13 protein-coding genes are annotated in these 14,298 nt (G+C 58.0%); all 13 read right to left on the bottom strand.

Annotated features, from left to right (window positions below; genetic code table 11):
• Nucleotides 1-55: 55 nt before the first annotated feature.
• On the bottom strand, nt 56-1,492 hold the full coding sequence (locus tag FHW66_RS01760; RefSeq protein ID WP_183377986.1) for an ABC transporter substrate-binding protein: 1,437 nt from the start codon (nt 1,490-1,492) through the stop codon (nt 56-58).
• A 9-nt stretch (nt 1,493-1,501) separates the two neighbouring features.
• The gene (locus tag FHW66_RS01755) at nt 1,502-1,735 is read right to left on the bottom strand and encodes a ferredoxin family protein (RefSeq protein WP_183377985.1); all 234 of its coding nucleotides are present in this window, start codon (nt 1,733-1,735) and stop codon (nt 1,502-1,504) included.
• 18 nt (nt 1,736-1,753) lie between these two features.
• Complete coding sequence (locus FHW66_RS01750) at nt 1,754-3,505, bottom strand: fumarate reductase/succinate dehydrogenase flavoprotein subunit (RefSeq protein ID WP_183377984.1); 1,752 nt, start codon at nt 3,503-3,505, stop codon at nt 1,754-1,756.
• A 29-nt stretch (nt 3,506-3,534) separates the two neighbouring features.
• A complete protein-coding gene (locus tag FHW66_RS01745; protein ID WP_183377983.1) occupies nt 3,535-4,302 on the bottom strand; it encodes a GntR family transcriptional regulator in 768 nt (255 codons plus the stop codon).
• A 137-nt stretch (nt 4,303-4,439) separates the two neighbouring features.
• Nucleotides 4,440-5,930 (bottom strand): amidase, encoded by a 1,491-nt coding sequence (locus FHW66_RS01740; protein WP_183377982.1) that lies wholly within the window; start codon nt 5,928-5,930, stop codon nt 4,440-4,442.
• The gene (locus FHW66_RS01735; RefSeq protein WP_183377981.1) at nt 5,927-7,360 is read right to left on the bottom strand and encodes an allophanate hydrolase; all 1,434 of its coding nucleotides are present in this window, start codon (nt 7,358-7,360) and stop codon (nt 5,927-5,929) included. The genes FHW66_RS01740 and FHW66_RS01735 overlap by 4 nt, the downstream gene beginning before the upstream one ends.
• A gap of 10 nt (nt 7,361-7,370) precedes the next feature.
• Nucleotides 7,371-8,129, bottom strand: a complete 759-nt coding sequence (locus FHW66_RS01730) for an ABC transporter permease (RefSeq protein ID WP_183377980.1) — start codon at nt 8,127-8,129, stop codon at nt 7,371-7,373.
• Nucleotides 8,129-9,112 carry an NrtA/SsuA/CpmA family ABC transporter substrate-binding protein gene (locus FHW66_RS01725; protein ID WP_255458773.1) on the bottom strand — a complete coding sequence of 328 codons (984 nt, stop codon included), beginning with the start codon at nt 9,110-9,112 and terminating at the stop codon, nt 8,129-8,131. The genes FHW66_RS01730 and FHW66_RS01725 overlap by 1 nt, the downstream gene beginning before the upstream one ends.
• Nucleotides 9,113-9,148: 36 nt before the next feature.
• Nucleotides 9,149-9,952 (bottom strand): ABC transporter ATP-binding protein, encoded by an 804-nt coding sequence (locus tag FHW66_RS01720; RefSeq protein ID WP_183377979.1) that lies wholly within the window; start codon nt 9,950-9,952, stop codon nt 9,149-9,151.
• Between the two features lie 367 nt (nt 9,953-10,319).
• The gene (locus FHW66_RS01715) at nt 10,320-11,090 is read right to left on the bottom strand and encodes an ABC transporter permease (RefSeq protein ID WP_183377978.1); all 771 of its coding nucleotides are present in this window, start codon (nt 11,088-11,090) and stop codon (nt 10,320-10,322) included.
• A 5-nt stretch (nt 11,091-11,095) separates the two neighbouring features.
• Nucleotides 11,096-12,352, bottom strand: a complete 1,257-nt coding sequence (locus FHW66_RS01710) for an ABC transporter substrate-binding protein (RefSeq protein ID WP_183377977.1) — start codon at nt 12,350-12,352, stop codon at nt 11,096-11,098.
• A complete protein-coding gene (locus tag FHW66_RS01705) occupies nt 12,330-13,163 on the bottom strand; it encodes an ABC transporter ATP-binding protein (protein WP_183377976.1) in 834 nt (277 codons plus the stop codon). The genes FHW66_RS01710 and FHW66_RS01705 overlap by 23 nt, the downstream gene beginning before the upstream one ends.
• Complete coding sequence (locus FHW66_RS01700; protein ID WP_183377975.1) at nt 13,160-14,296, bottom strand: acyl-CoA dehydrogenase family protein; 1,137 nt, start codon at nt 14,294-14,296, stop codon at nt 13,160-13,162. The genes FHW66_RS01705 and FHW66_RS01700 overlap by 4 nt, the downstream gene beginning before the upstream one ends.
• Nucleotides 14,297-14,298 lie beyond the last annotated feature (2 nt).

Below are 14,298 nucleotides of genomic sequence, written 5' to 3'. Positions count from 1 at the left end.
CATCATGGTGGTGATCGTCGTGATGATCTTGGTCGTGACTGGTGATGCCTGTTGCTCAAGTACCGCTGGCAACATTGATCTCTTTGGCGGCATTGAAATCAAGCAGCTTGCCATGGGTCTTGCTGGCCCATGCCTGTGCCGAACTCTTGAGCAGGAAAGCACTGATTTCACGCTTGTCCTGCACATACCAGGCATCTTCGGCCAGCAGCTTCAGACCGTTGTCGCGGTCTTGTGCGTAGATGGCGCGAATTTTCCGGCCTGACTGTTCCAGCTTGTGTGCCTGTGCCAGCGCCGTTTCCAGCGTCGCATAGCTACGCACCTGCGATTCGCCCTGAACCCACAGCTGACCGACACGTGTCGTGTCGATGATCGCTTTGCCGGTAACGGCATCTTTAGCGATCAGTGGCGACTTGGCGTAATTCTTCAGTTGCGCCTCGTAGTCCAGACCGGTTAGCTTGAAGGCCGCACGCAGATAGCTGTCATCAATGAAGTTGTTGACGTCAAGATCGGTCTCAGTGCGTTTCATGGCCTTGAGCGTGTCAATGGAAGTTTTGACAGCCTGCCGGTACTCGGGCTTCCACGTAAAGTCACGGGTTTGCAAACCAAGCGGGCCGTGGAACAGATAATTCACTTCAGCCTCGATGCCCGTCACTTTCTCGATCAGCAAACTATATTTTTCTGGTTCGGCGCTGATCAGGCGATTGGCTTCGATCGCGGCGCGCAGATAGGCAATCACGATTTCAGGATATTTCTTCGCATAGTCGGCGTCGACCAGACTGCCGTGCAGCGTTGGCGTATTGGCCTGCGAACCGTCAAAAATCTTGCGTGCAAAACCACGATGGGGAAATAGTTCGGCAAATGGTACGAAGTCGGCATGGGCATCGATCTTGTTGCTTTGCAGCGCCGAGCCGGCTACCTCTGGTGCCTGGGTGATGATGTTGACATCCTTGTCCGGGTCCCAGCCCTGATCCTTGACAGCGCGCAGCAGCATGCCGTGTGCGGTGGAGGCAAACGGTACCGAGATGGTCTTGCCCTTGAGCTCGGCCAGTGATTGCACCGGTGACGCCTTGGGAACCACGATGCCATTGCCACTACCGGTTGTGCTGCCCGACAGCACGCTGATAAACAGGCTGCGCTTGCCAGCCTTCTGGAAGGCGGCACCGTTGAAGGCTGCCGGAAAGTCGGCCATGGCACCGAAGTCGAGCTTGCCGGCAACCATTTCATTGGTCAGTGGTGCACCAGAGGTAAAGTTCTTCCACTCGATATCGTATTGCGCATCCTTGTATTTGCCTTCATGCGGCAGATATTTTTCAAGCAGATGCAATTCACGGATCAGCAGGCCACCGGTGGCGCAGTTGATGGTGGTGTCCTGAGTACCGATGGCGATACGAATGGTGTCGGCATTTGCACTACCGCTGATCAATGCTGCACCAAGCAGCAGACTGAGGGCGGCAAAGCGCAGGGGAGGGAGATTTTTTTGACGCAAAGACATGCTGGTTTCCTAACGTAGCAGATAAGGGATATCAACATGGACTGCCCCGGTTGGGCAGTCCTTTTCACAGGGCATGCAATACCAGCATTCATCAAATTTCATGAAGGCCTTGCCCCGTGACAGGTCAATGGCCAGAACATCAAGCGGGCAGACATCGACGCACACGGTGCAGCCCTTGTCGGCGATGCATTTGTCTTCGTCAATCGTGACGGGAACACTGGTGATATGGATAGCGGTCGGCATGGCAAATTCTCACTCTGGTCAGGCGGCAGCAGCGACATCGAGGTGCGGCTGAGCGGTGTCGGTTCGGATACGCAGATGCGCGTAGGCTGATTTTTCGGCATCGTCGAGTGCGACGATATAGGGTTCGATAGGGCGCTTGAAGCAGGTCATCTGTTCCTGTTCCTTTTTCAGCTGTACGTGCACCAGCCAGTCAGCATCATTGCGTTCGGGGTAATCCACACGATTGTGATACAGGCCCCAACGGCTTTCGGTACGGTATAGCGAGGCCCGTGCCGCCATCTCGGCGCAATCACGGATGGCGTGGACTTCCAGTGCCCGCATCAGTTCGTGCGGATTGTTGGCCTGCAGCCGTTCCAGATCTTCGTGGATGGCTTCAAAGCGGGCCAGTCCGATCTCCATCTTGCGGGTGACCTTGGGTGGTTGCAGATAGTCGTTGACCATACGCCGCAACTTGTACTCAACCTGATTGGGTGGCAAACCATCAGTGCGGTTCAACGGTGCCCAGACGCGTGCACGTTCGCGCTCAACTTGTTGCGTATTGAGCTCCGGCAAGGCCTTTTCAGCACAATAGCGTGCCGCACTTTCGCCAGCCAGCTTGCCGTAGACGAACGCGCCCAGCATGTAGTTGTGTGGTACGCACGCCAGATCGCCAGCCGCGTATAGCCCGGGCACCGTGGTTTCAGCATGCTCGTTGACCCATACGCCGGAGGCCGAATGGCCGCTGCATAAACCGATTTCGGAAATATGCATTTCCACCATCTGGGCTCGGTAATCGGTGCCGCGCCCGGCATGGAAGCGGCCTCGGCTGGGGCGTTCATTGGTATGCAGAATGGTTTCGATGGTGCTGATGGTTTCCTCGGCCAGATGGTTCAGCTTGAGAAAAACCGGACCATTGCCTCCTTGCAGCTCGTTATAGAACTCCTGCATCATCTGGCCGCTCCAGTAATCGCACTCGATGAAGCGTTCGCCGTGGCTATTGGTGGTGTAGCCACCGAAAGGGCCTGTCACGTAGGCGCAAGCTGGGCCGTTGTAATCCTTGATCAAAGGATTGATCTGGAAGCATTCGATGCCCGATAGCTCGGCACCGGCGTGATAGGCCATGCTATAGCCATCACCGGCGTTGGTGGGATTTTCGTAGGTGCCAAACAGATAGCCGGAGGCCGGCAGTCCCAGGCGACCTGCGGCGCCGGTAGCGAGCACTACAGTCTTGGCGCGGATCACATGGAAGTCACCGGTACGACAATCAAACGCCATGGCCCCGGCGATACTGCCATCGTCTGCCGTCAGCAAACGGGTTGCCACCAGACGATTGGTGATCTCCACCCGAGCGCGTTTGAGGCGGCGGTACAGCACCTTCTTGATATCGTGACCTTCCGGCATTGGTAACACATAGGTGCCCATGTGATGCACCTTGCGCATGGCGTAGTCGCCGGTTTCATCTTTTTCAAACTTGACGCCCCAGCGGTCGAGCTCCTCAATCATGGGGAAGCTGTTTTGGGCATAGGCCATGACCGTCTTTTGATTGACGATGCCATCGTTGGCAATCGTGATTTCCTTGACGTACTGCTCTGGTGTGGCAAAGCCCGGCACGACAGCATTATTGAGCCCATCCATCCCCATCGAGATGGCGCCACTGCGTTTGACGTTAGCTTTTTCCAGTAGCAGCACACGCAAGGCCGGATTGGCCTCCTTGGCCTTGGCTGCAGCCATCGGCCCGGCGGTACCGCCGCCGATGACCAATACGTCGACAGTGATGATGTGGGTGTCCATGTGGTTCTCCTGAGGCAGGCGCTACGGATTTAAGCTTGGTCCTGGGACGCAGCTACGGGACGGCGTGCAATGCGCAAGTGGTACTGGAAGGTCTCGCTGCGGAAATACAGGTATTCAAAGTCCAGCGGTTTGCCATCGGCGGTACTGGTCAGTCGCTCGATACGCAGCAGCGCGGCACCTTCTGCCACCTGCAAGGCCTCCGCCAATGGCTGATCGGCGGTGACCGCACCGATCTGCAGATCGGCATGGCCGAGTGCAATGTCAAAGTCGTTTTCGAAGATCAGGAAGATATCGCGACCAGCCAGGTCTTCGTTGCGCAGGCGCTGCCCCAGTTCTGCTGGCAGATAGGTAATTTCCAGTGATACTGGCTCGCCGTTGAGGTGCCGCAAACGGCGGATCTCCGCCACGATAGTGCCGACCTCCAGCGCCAGTTTTTGCGCTACCTCCGCCGTCGCGGGCAACAGCCGATGGGAGAGCACGCGGTTGTAGATATCGTAACCCTGGCGATTCATTGCCTCCGCAAAGCCCTCCAGCCTGGTCAGTTCCTGCTCCGCTTTTTTCTTGGCGACAAAAGTACCTTTGCCGGGAATCTTGAAAATCGCCCCTTCGCGTTGCAGATCACTCAGCGCCTGGCGCACGGTGATCCGGCTGACGCCGAAAAGGGTTCCTAGCTCGCTTTCTGGCGGCAATTGCGCATGCGGTCCGTACGTGCCGTCATAGATGCGTTCACGCAAATTGTCCTTGACCTGGACGTAGAGCGGAACCGGAGAGGATTCGACAATCTTGAAATTGGGCATTGCAGGGTCCTGATGATCTTTTTAAGCTGTTATGACAGGTTATGACTGAATTGCGATGGTAGAGAGCAGCGCCGCGCTTGAGAACGAATCTATTCACACATGCTTATGACAAAAACGCACTTGCCTGCCGCCATGTATCAGCCCAGCGTACCAACATGGATGCCGGGAACCGTGTTGAACCAGTGCGGTTGCGCGCTTTCCAGCTGTGCTCCCAGTTGCAGCAGGCGCGCCTCGTCGAACCATTTGCCATATAGCTGGACGCCGAGCGGAATGCCATTGGCATCCTTGCCGGCAGGCAGGCTGATGGCCGGGAGACCCGCATCGTTAGCCGGGATGGCATAGCGTCCAGCGTCCAGTAGCTCATTGATATAACCCTCGAAGTCGCGCTCAATGGCCACTGAGAATGGGCCGTTAGCCCGCGGCGCAGGAATCGCGAATGCAGGTGTCAACAAAGCATCGTATTTGCCGAAAAATTCACCGAGACGCAGTGCGTGGGCATTGTTGCTGGCCTGATGGCGCAAGGCATCACGTTTGTCGTAACGCTGAGCGTTGCGCCAGAATTTCTGCGTCATTGGTGCCATTTGCGCCAACAGTTCAGAGGGAATGCCGTCCTCCCATGGTAGACCCCACATGGCTGGTCGTAGCCCCAGCCAGAACGTCTGGAAGGATGGCCAGAAGCGCTGCCAGTCGGTGATGACGTCGTCGTCGACCTCTTCCACGGTGTGCCCCAGTTGTTGCAAAACCGTCGCCACTTCGCGGGTGCGTGTTGCGATGTCGGGGTGGCAGGCATTGGTGCGGCCCCAGTAGCCGGTTGAAAGCGCGATGCGCAGTGTGGCTGGCGGTCGGGTGATGGCCGCCGAGAAACTGTGCGTCGGCGGCTTGACGGAGATAAAGCTGTTACCGGAAGGGAAGGCGATGGTGGCGGCATCCAGAAAGGCTGCTGTGTCGCGCACGGTGCGTGAGACCGTGCCTTCGGTCAGGGTAGCATTGCCGTACTCGTTGAAACGCCATGGCAGCGGCAGGCGTGCACGTGAAACCTTCAAGCCGATCAGGCCAGTCAGGCTGGCCGGAATGCGGGTCGACCCGGCACCGTCGGTGGCATGCGCTAGCGGCGTGACGCCGGCCGCCACCAGCGCGGCGCTACCACCAGAGGACCCGCCCGGACTGTAGTCGGGATGCCAGGGATTGCGGGTGACCTTGAGGCCGCGGTAAGTGGTCGTGGTGTCATAGGTCATGCCTAGCTCGGCAGTGGTCGAACGTCCCACTGCAATCAATCCGGCCCGATGCAGGTTGGCAATCAGTGGGTCGGTGCGGTTGTTGCGCTGATTCAGGTGCAGCACCGAGCCGCTTTCCGCAAGCCGGCCGGCGATACCTGAGCCGAGGTCTTTGACGAACAAGGGCACACCCCACAGCTCACCGTCCGGATTGGCGCCATCCTTGCCGGGTGCGCTGATGAGCTCATCGAACGTTTCCAGCACGGCACCCAGCTGCGGCTCCAGCAAATGGGCCGCGGCAATTGCCTGGGCGCTGGTCTCGGCTGCGCTGAGCTGACGGCTGCGTACCAGTTGTGCCAGCGCGACCGCGTCCAGCCGCCCCCATTCTTGCCAGCGCAATGTGACTTCACTCATGCGGCTGCACCTGTCACTGTGGCGAGGCTGCGATAAGCATGGTCAGTGGCACCGAGCTTGCCGCCAACGCTTTCCTGAAAGGCTCGTGCATACGGAAGCAGACGGTTGTCTTCAAACGCTTTGGCCAGCAGGCACAGACCGAACGGCAAGCCGTCGGGCCGCAGTCCAGCCGGTACGCTTACTGCGGTCAGCCGCAAGGGGTTGGCAAAGTAGGTGTAATAGCCGAGATTGGTATTGAGCGTCAGCGGATCGGCTTCGACATCCTTGATGCGATAGATGGTGGCGGCAGTTGGCAATGCCAGCAGGTCGACCTTGTCGAGCTCGCGCCAGGCCTGCTGTTTATAGGCTTCCAATGTGTAAAGGGTGTCGAAGGCATCGGCAGCGCTGTAACGTTTGGCTGCCAGAATGGACTGTCGTACAGCCGGATGAACATGGCGCTCGTCTGCTTCGATAGCGGCACCGTAAGTGAGCCAGCGTTCGGCGATCAAAGCACTGTTGAAGACCAGCCGCCCGGCGCCCGCGAAGGGCTCAAAATCGATCTCCACGGCTTCGCCCCCGAGCGCCTTGAGCCGACCTAAGGCTTGCTCGAACTGGGCCTCGGCCAGGCCGTCGCCGAAGAAGTTCAGATGACGCGTTCCCGGCAAGCCAAAGCGAAAGTGCTTGGGCAGATGCGCTGGGAATTTCTCTGTGGGTACTGTCACGGAGTAAATATCATGCGGGTCGTGCCCTTCGATGCTGGCTAACACCGAGTAGGCATCGTCACTGGTCAATGCGAACACCGGCGCGACGTCGAAGCTGCGGTTGCAGTACAGGAAGCCATCGCTGCTTACGCGTCCCGGAGTCGGTTTGAGACCCACAATGTTGTTCAGCGCTGCCGGTACCCGGCCGGAGCCACCGGTGTCCGAACCAATGGAAAAACTCACGTGACCACGACTGACAGCCACCGCCGAGCCGGAGCTGGAGCCGCCCGGGATGTATTCAGGATGGAAGGCGTTGCGGCAATAACCTTGCGGCGAGCGGATGCCAACCAGACCGGTGGCAAACTGATCCATATTTTGCTTGCCGATCAGAATGGCGCCGGCCGCCGTCAAACGTGCTACCACCTGCGCGGTACGGGACGCGGTATAGGTAAAACTGGCGCAGCCAGCGCTGGTCGGTAAACCTGCTACGTCGATGTTGTCCTTCACGCCGAAGGGCAGACCGAAGAGCGGCAGCCGGGTGCCTCGTGCGGCTGCCTGCTCCAGCCGGACAACCTGCTCCAGTAGTTGCTCCAGCGGAATCAGGTAGGTCCAGATGTGCTGGTCTTGCTCGATGGCGATGCGGCGCTGTACTTCTTGCACCAGCGCGCGTGGCGACAAGCCATCGTGATAAGCCGCTGCCAGCGAGGGAAAATCGAAACTGAGCGTTTGCAGGTCGTGGAGTCGGGGCATGGGGAAACTTTCAGTTGGACCAATGCAATAAACGGCGTGATACCGACTGGAACAGCCGGTCTGAAACGGCGGAGATGAATCCGAGCACCAACAGGCCGGCCATCATGTGGTCGATTTGCAGGTTCTGTTGCGTCACTTCGAGGCGATAGGCAACGCCTGCATAGGCACCGGCCAGCTCAGCCGCTACCAGGGTGTAAAAAGCAATCGAGAGCGCGCTGCGCAGGCCGACGAAGATCACCGGCAGTGCGTCAGGCAGTTGTACCGTCCACAGCAGTTGCCAGCGGCTCGCGCCAAGACTCTGGGCAGCCCGCATTAACGTTTCTGTCACACGCTGCACACCCATGTGGGTGGCCAGCCAGACAGTGAAAAACACGCCCCAGAACACCAGAAACCATTTCCCCAGTTCAGTCAGACCGAACCAGACGATCACGATCGGTACGAAGGCAATCGGCGGGATCGGCCTCAACAGCTGGAACACCGGTGTCAGCAAGCCCGATAGAATGGCGCTGCCGCCGGTAAGTACTCCAACGATGACGCCAATGGCGGCGCCAGCGCTATAGCCAACCAGCACACGGGTGATGCTCCAGCCGGAATCGGTGATACCTTCGCCATGCAGCAGGTAATCAAAGAGTGCTTTTATTACCCGGGTCGGCGGCGGGAACAGAAGCGGATTGACCAGCTCCAGTCCGGCTACCGATTGCCAGATGGCGAGGAACACGGGGATCGATGCCCAGCTGGCCCATCGTTGAGCAGTTGCATGGATGGTCATCAGAGGCCGGGAATCTTGACGCGTTCAGGGGCGACTGCCTTGAGCGGGGCTGCGAAGATGATCTTGTGGAAATCGGGCAAGGTAGCACCGCCCGGCGCATTGCCGGTTTCCAGACGCCAGTCGGCGTGGTTCTTCAGGGTAGTCAGCACCCGCTCATCGAGCACCAGTTCAAAGAAGTAATCGTTCCAGATCTCGGCCAGTTCTTCTTTTTTCATGCCGGTAACACCAGCAATGATCGAAACACTCTCTTCGCGGTTGGCCGTCAGGAAGTGTTCTGCCTCCAGCACCGCCTTGAGGAAAGCAGTAACGGTTTTTTCATTCTTGGCGAGATACTCTTCGGTCACCACCAGATTGAAGGTTTCGGCATAGACACCCTTGGTGTCGAGCTCTTTGACCTTGTCACCCAGCGCCTTTTTGCCATTGCTGATGTGTGGTTCCCAGGTGTTATAGGCATCGATGCTGTTACTCGCCAGAGCGGCCACCATATCTTGCGGACGCAGGTTCACCAGCGTGACATCGCTTTTACTCAGGCCCGCTTTTTTGAGTAGCGACCAGGTGTAGATTTCGCTGCCGGTTCCTACCGTGTAGCCGATGCGCTTACCCTTGAGGTCAGCGGCGGTGTTGATGCCAGCATTCTTGCTGAGGAGTGTTTTATCGTCGGAGTATTCCATGCGCGCCAGCAGTGCGATTTTCTGGCGTGCCAGTGCTGCTGCAGTGATCGGTGCTTCCGCCGTAGTGGCGATGTCGGCGCCGCCGCCAAGCACGGTTTCCAATGCCTGACGACCGCTGGTGAAATTACTCACGGTAACGTCAAGGCCATATTTTTCGAATAGATTCTTTTGCTTCGCAATGATGACCAGGCCCGAGATTGGTGCCAGATTCTGGGCCAGCCGGATCTTTTCGGCGGCGTTGACGACGTCAGCCGACAGCGTCAGAAAAATGGCAATACCTGTCAGCACAAAACGACCGATACGATGTTGCATGAGGATATCCTTGATAAGGTGGGGAGGTAGTGGAAATCAGGCAACGACCAGCTCTGTAGAAAACGCGTGCTGACGCTCACCTGCAATCAGGCCATGCAGACGCGCACGGATTTCCAGGAACGCTGGGCTGAGCACGACATCTGGCAGGCGCGGGCGTTTCAGCGTGACTGGTAATGCCGCCTTGATCGTGCCTGGTCGCGCTGTCATGACGTAGATGCGGTCGGAGAGGAAGATTGCTTCATCGATGTCGTGTGTGATGAACAGCACCGAAATTCCCAGCGTTTGCCAGAGTTCGGTCAACATCTGTTGCATGAGTGCGCGGGTCTGGGTATCGAGTGCCCCGAACGGTTCATCCATCAGCAGGATGCGTGGATTGGCAGCCAGCGCACGCACAATACCCACCCGTTGTTTCATGCCGCCCGATAGTTGTGACGGATAAAAATTCTCGAACCCGCCCAGTCCCGCCAGCGCCAGCAAATGATGCGCGCGCTGCTGGCGCGTGCGCTTGTCGGCACCTTGCAGCTTGAGGCCGAATTCGACATTGTCCAGCACGCTCTTCCAGGGGAACAATGAATACTGCTGAAATACCACGCCACGGTCGGCTCCGGGGCCGCTGATCGGTTTGCCGTCGAGTGTGATGCTGCCGCCACTCGGTGCGATAAAGCCGGCCACCAGATTGAGCAAGGTTGATTTGCCGCAGCCCGAAGGACCGATGACGCTCACGAATTCCCCACTGTGCACGTCCAGTGTGATGCCCTGGAGCGCCTGTACGCTTTGCCCTTGCTGAGCAAACCTGAGTGTCAGGTCGCGTATTTCAATATGGCCGACTGAGCTTGTCATAACAGGTCTTGATCGATGATGTGCAGCGATACTAAAACGCGCTGCCACGACCTGTGAACGAAGCAATTCGAGATTCAATATGCAAAGACTTTATGCGTTGCAATACTGTTATTTACGTTGTTATTACGCTGCTATCGCGAGTTGTCTGCCGGTGCCGGGGAGGCAAGGATATCCGCAGGGAAAAACCAATACCAGCGCCCGCATCCGGAGCCAGCATTGGTTCTCGGAAGCTGACTCATCCACAGCAATAGCAACGCCAATACAAAGTAAGCTGTATCGCCAATCGTACGCACGGGCTCATAAGACATTGTTGTCTCCTGGTCAGATGCTGCCACTCTTGAAGAATGGCGCAAATGCCACTGCCTGCTCATTGGGGCGATTTGCCTGCATGCAGCCAGCGGTCATGCGCCAGCCTGGCCAGATAATCGAGTGCAAAGCCGAGGAAACCGATCAAGATGATGGCCGCCATCAGTTCTGAGTAGGCCAGACGGTCGCGTGTATCCAGAATGAAGTAACCGAGCCCGGCTGATACGCCCAGCATTTCAGCCGGTACCAGGACAATCCAGATGATGCCAATAGCCAGTCGGACACCGGTCAGTATCTGCGCGGTAATGCCTGGCAGAATCAGACGCAGCACGGTTTCACGAAGGGTCGCTGAGAGGCTGCGCGCCAACAGCAACCAGTTGGGATCGAGTTGTGCTACACCGGCGGCGGTACTGAGCATCACCGGCCACAGCGCCGCAAATGCCAGCAGGAAATAGACCGGTGCATCGCCTACGCCAAACACCATGACTGCCAGCGGCATCCATGACAATGGCGACACCATACGCAGGAACTGGAACAGTGGCGACGCCGAGCGTGCAAAGTTTTTAGAGGTCGCGACCAGAATACCCAGCGGCACGCCACCGATGATTGCCAGTAATAAGCCGATACCGACCCGTTTGAGGCTGACGATGATGTGCCGCCAGACATACGGGTCTTGTAGCATCTGTATCAGTGCCAATGCCGTGTTGCGCGGCGAGAATGCGGCCGCAATCGGAATCTTTTGCTGCAACAGTTCTACGCCCAGATGCCACAGCAGCAGCGCCAGCGCGAAGCCAAACAAGGCATACAGGGGTGTGCCAAGACGTTTAAGCATCGGCATTACACCGCAATCACTTCGTTACGTACCAGACCTGGCGGCAGGCCAAAGACCGTTGGTCCGCCCACGGCATCGATGGCGCGACGCACGAAGCGCTCATCGATCAGGTCACGCGCCACGAATTGCGGATTAAGTGTGCTCAGGAATCGATTGTCACCTTCGACCTTGGTCTGCACCAGCGCCTTCACCAGTTCTTCCGTATAGGAGGTAAAAGGGTAGGGCTGAAAGTCAATGCGGCGCTGGTTCCAGTCGCGGTGGCGAATGATCCCGGTACGTTCATAGCCCGAGTAATCAGTTGTTGCCAGCACTTTGCTGAGTACTTGCAAGGTATGCGGGGTATAGCGGTTTTCACCCGTATTGGAAAGCAGGCGTGCAGTATCGATCTGATTACTGCGAGTCCACAACTGGGCCTTGACGATGGCGTTGGTGACACGCTGGGTCCACTCCGGACGTTCATTTATATCGCGCTCAGCCAGGAAGGTCACGCAGCAGGCATGGTTCTTCCAGACGTCGCCCGAAAAGCGCAGTATCTTGCCGATGCCGGCCGTCTCGGCAGCAGCATTGAACGGTTCAGCCACGATATAACCACGCACATTTTTACTGGCCAGCGCCGACACCATTTCCGCCGGGGGCAGCACGATCAGATTGACTTCATTGGGCTTGATGGCCGCATCGCGTGCGCGTGTGACAACCTGTAGTCCATTGCTGCGCAACAGCTGCTGTAACAGGATGTTGTGAATGGAATACCAGAACGGAATGGCGACAGTCTGGCCGCCCAGATCAGCGATGTTGTTGACGCTGTGATCGACCGTCAGGGCTGAACCATTGACGTGATTCCAGGCGACCACCTTGGCAGGAAATTTTGTACCGTAACGGACCCACAGCGTGGCCGGTGAGAGCAGATGAATCACATTCACCTGACCGGCTACAAAGGCTTCCACGATTTGCGCCCAGGAGCGGAACAGACGCGGTGGCTCAGTGTGCAGCCCTTCGGCTTCGAACAGCTTTCTGGCATGTGCGACCAGTAATGGTGTCGCATCGGTAATTGGCAGGTAGCCGATGCGCACTGGCTGATTATCGCCTTTGAAGGTCTGTGCCTGTGCATCATGGGCAAACAGCAGCGGTGCCGCCAGTGCCGCGCTACTCAGTGCCGACAATTGCAGAAAGTCACGGCGCGACATCCCGCAGTCGCAGTTGCTACTCTTGCATAGATGCAGTTTGCCTTGCCCTTGGTGTTTATCGGTCAATGGTGGTGACATCAGATTTCTCCGTGAGGTGTTGCATGGGCGAATGGGAAGCATGCTGCGCTCGAAGCGCTTCCAGAATGCGGTGCTTGAGCAGGCCGAAGGCGTCTGGGGAAGCGTCACGCGGATGCGCGATGTCGACCTCCCAGCTCTGCAGGATGTGTCCAGGCTGGCCACTCATGAGTAAAATCCGGTCGGCCATCAGAATCGCTTCATCAATATCGTGGGTTACCAGCAGTACCGCCGTGTGCCAGCGTGCCACCAGGGTTCTCAGTAAGGTTTGCATCTCGGCGCGGGTAATGGCATCCAATGCCGAAAATGGCTCGTCGGCGAACAGAAGTTCCGGCTGACGCGCCAGGGCACGGGCAATCGCTACACGTTGCGCCATGCCGCCTGACAATTGCGCCGGGAAGCGCTGCGCATGTGCTAGCAGGCCGACAGCCTCCAGTGCCGCATCAATACGTTGCCGACGTAGCACCTGACTGAGCTGCGGCTGATGCTTGAAATCGAGACCGAAGCCGATGTTGTCGGTGACATTCAGCCATGGCAGCAGGCTGGCTTGCTGGAATACCAGCGCGCTACGCGGGTGAGGCTGATGCACCGGCGTACCAAGAAAGCGACATTCCCCCCCGCTCGGCGTTTGTAATCCCGCCAGTACCTTGAGCAGGGTGGATTTGCCGCAGCCGCTGCTACCCAGCAGACAGACTATCTCGCGCGGGCGCACCTGCAGGTCAATCGCCTCAAAAACGGGGGCGCTGCTCTTGTAGGCAAAGCGCAGCTGGCGAGCCTCCAGGACCAGTTCCTGAGTTGGATGGGTTTGACTCATGCCGAGCTTGGTGTGTGGCGTTGCAGTTCGGCTTGCAACTGGGTCAGGCTGGGGGTAATGATCGGTATGAAGGCAGCTTCCGTCCAGCGCCGCGCAAATCCGTCTTGCTGCTCTTGCAGGTAAGCACTGCCGCCCTTTGCCTGCAACTCCAGCCCGACCGCCTGTTGGGTCAGCTCAGCCAGAACAATGCGCAGGCGGAACAAGGCCGGTGCCTGCTCTCTGAAGCGTTGTTGCTGTACGCCCTCCAGTAATTGCGTAACACTTGCTGCCAGTGCCTGCTGTACCGCGGTAATCTTTGAGGCTGTCGTGCTGTGGCGACCGGCCGCCAGCTGTTGTGCGCGACGCAGACTGGCACGCGCCAGACCAATGGACATACCGCATTGCATGGCAAGGAAGGCTGGTCGTATCGTCGGTAGATAGACCCGCGCATCCTCATGCAGCAGGTCGGCCTGACTCACATGGACTTCCTGCAACGAAAGCGCTGCCGTGTTGCTGCCGCGCAGACCAATCAAATCCAGATCCGCGCTACGTATGAGACCGGGCATGTCACTGTGCACGGCGATCACCATCGGCGGTTGATCGCCACTGTTGGCGACTGCCGCTGCCGCAATGAACCCGGCCTTGCGCAGATTAGTAACCCATGCCAGCTTCCCTTGCAGATGCCAGCCATCTGGATCCGCGGCAGAAGCGGGAGCTATTTCGGCATGAATCTGCAATGATTCAATACCTCCCAGGAATTTCATGGCGTTGGACAGACCAGTCGCGCCTGCATGCTCACCGCTGAGCAGCAAGGGCAGCCAGCGTGCGGCCAGTGTCTCATTCGGGCTGTGCAGTAGGTACTCGATAAAGGCGCGCTGGCCCCAGAACGCAAAAGCCGCAGCAAGCGAATGTTCAGCTACGGCCGCAATGGCCATGGTAGCGTGGCGGGCATCGCCACCGAGTCCGCCGGCCTGCAATGGCACGCCATGTGCAAATAGCCCGGCTTGTGCCAGCCGCGGAATCAGATGCTCGCTGTCGAGCCCCTGGTGATGCAGGCTCTCAGCATGTTCGCTCAGCCACTGTCGCAAGCCCTCATCGATAAAGTCGAATGGATTGACTGACGGTGGTGCGATGCGAGGTGCAGTGTCGGTCATCG

This window comes from Herbaspirillum sp. Sphag64 (assembly GCF_014192645.1).
Lineage (GTDB): Bacteria > Pseudomonadota > Gammaproteobacteria > Burkholderiales > Burkholderiaceae_D > Herbaspirillum.
Note: the sequence above shows the minus strand (reverse complement) of the source record. Positions and strands in the feature narration are given on the sequence as shown.

Bases quoted from the DNA above. Each gene is read 5' to 3' on its own strand.
- FHW66_RS01740 (WP_183377982.1), bottom strand. From the start codon at position 5,930: ATGAGTGAAGTCACATTGCGCTGGCAAGAATGGGGGCGGCTGGACGCG.
- FHW66_RS01730 (WP_183377980.1), bottom strand. From the start codon at position 8,129: ATGACCATCCATGCAACTGCTCAACGATGGGCCAGCTGGGCATCGATC.
- FHW66_RS01705 (WP_183377976.1), bottom strand. From the start codon at position 13,163: ATGAGTCAAACCCATCCAACTCAGGAACTGGTCCTGGAGGCTCGCCAG.
- FHW66_RS01710 (WP_183377977.1), bottom strand. From the start codon at position 12,352: ATGTCACCACCATTGACCGATAAACACCAAGGGCAAGGCAAACTGCAT.
- FHW66_RS01725 (WP_255458773.1), bottom strand. From the start codon at position 9,112: ATGCAACATCGTATCGGTCGTTTTGTGCTGACAGGTATTGCCATTTTT.
- FHW66_RS01735 (WP_183377981.1), bottom strand. From the start codon at position 7,360: ATGCCCCGACTCCACGACCTGCAAACGCTCAGTTTCGATTTTCCCTCG.
- FHW66_RS01700 (WP_183377975.1), bottom strand. From the start codon at position 14,296: ATGACCGACACTGCACCTCGCATCGCACCACCGTCAGTCAATCCATTC.
- FHW66_RS01720 (WP_183377979.1), bottom strand. From the start codon at position 9,952: ATGACAAGCTCAGTCGGCCATATTGAAATACGCGACCTGACACTCAGG.
- FHW66_RS01750 (WP_183377984.1), bottom strand. From the start codon at position 3,505: ATGGACACCCACATCATCACTGTCGACGTATTGGTCATCGGCGGCGGT.
- FHW66_RS01715 (WP_183377978.1), bottom strand. From the start codon at position 11,090: ATGCTTAAACGTCTTGGCACACCCCTGTATGCCTTGTTTGGCTTCGCG.
- FHW66_RS01745 (WP_183377983.1), bottom strand. From the start codon at position 4,302: ATGCCCAATTTCAAGATTGTCGAATCCTCTCCGGTTCCGCTCTACGTC.
- FHW66_RS01755 (WP_183377985.1), bottom strand. From the start codon at position 1,735: ATGCCGACCGCTATCCATATCACCAGTGTTCCCGTCACGATTGACGAA.
- FHW66_RS01760 (WP_183377986.1), bottom strand. From the start codon at position 1,492: ATGTCTTTGCGTCAAAAAAATCTCCCTCCCCTGCGCTTTGCCGCCCTC.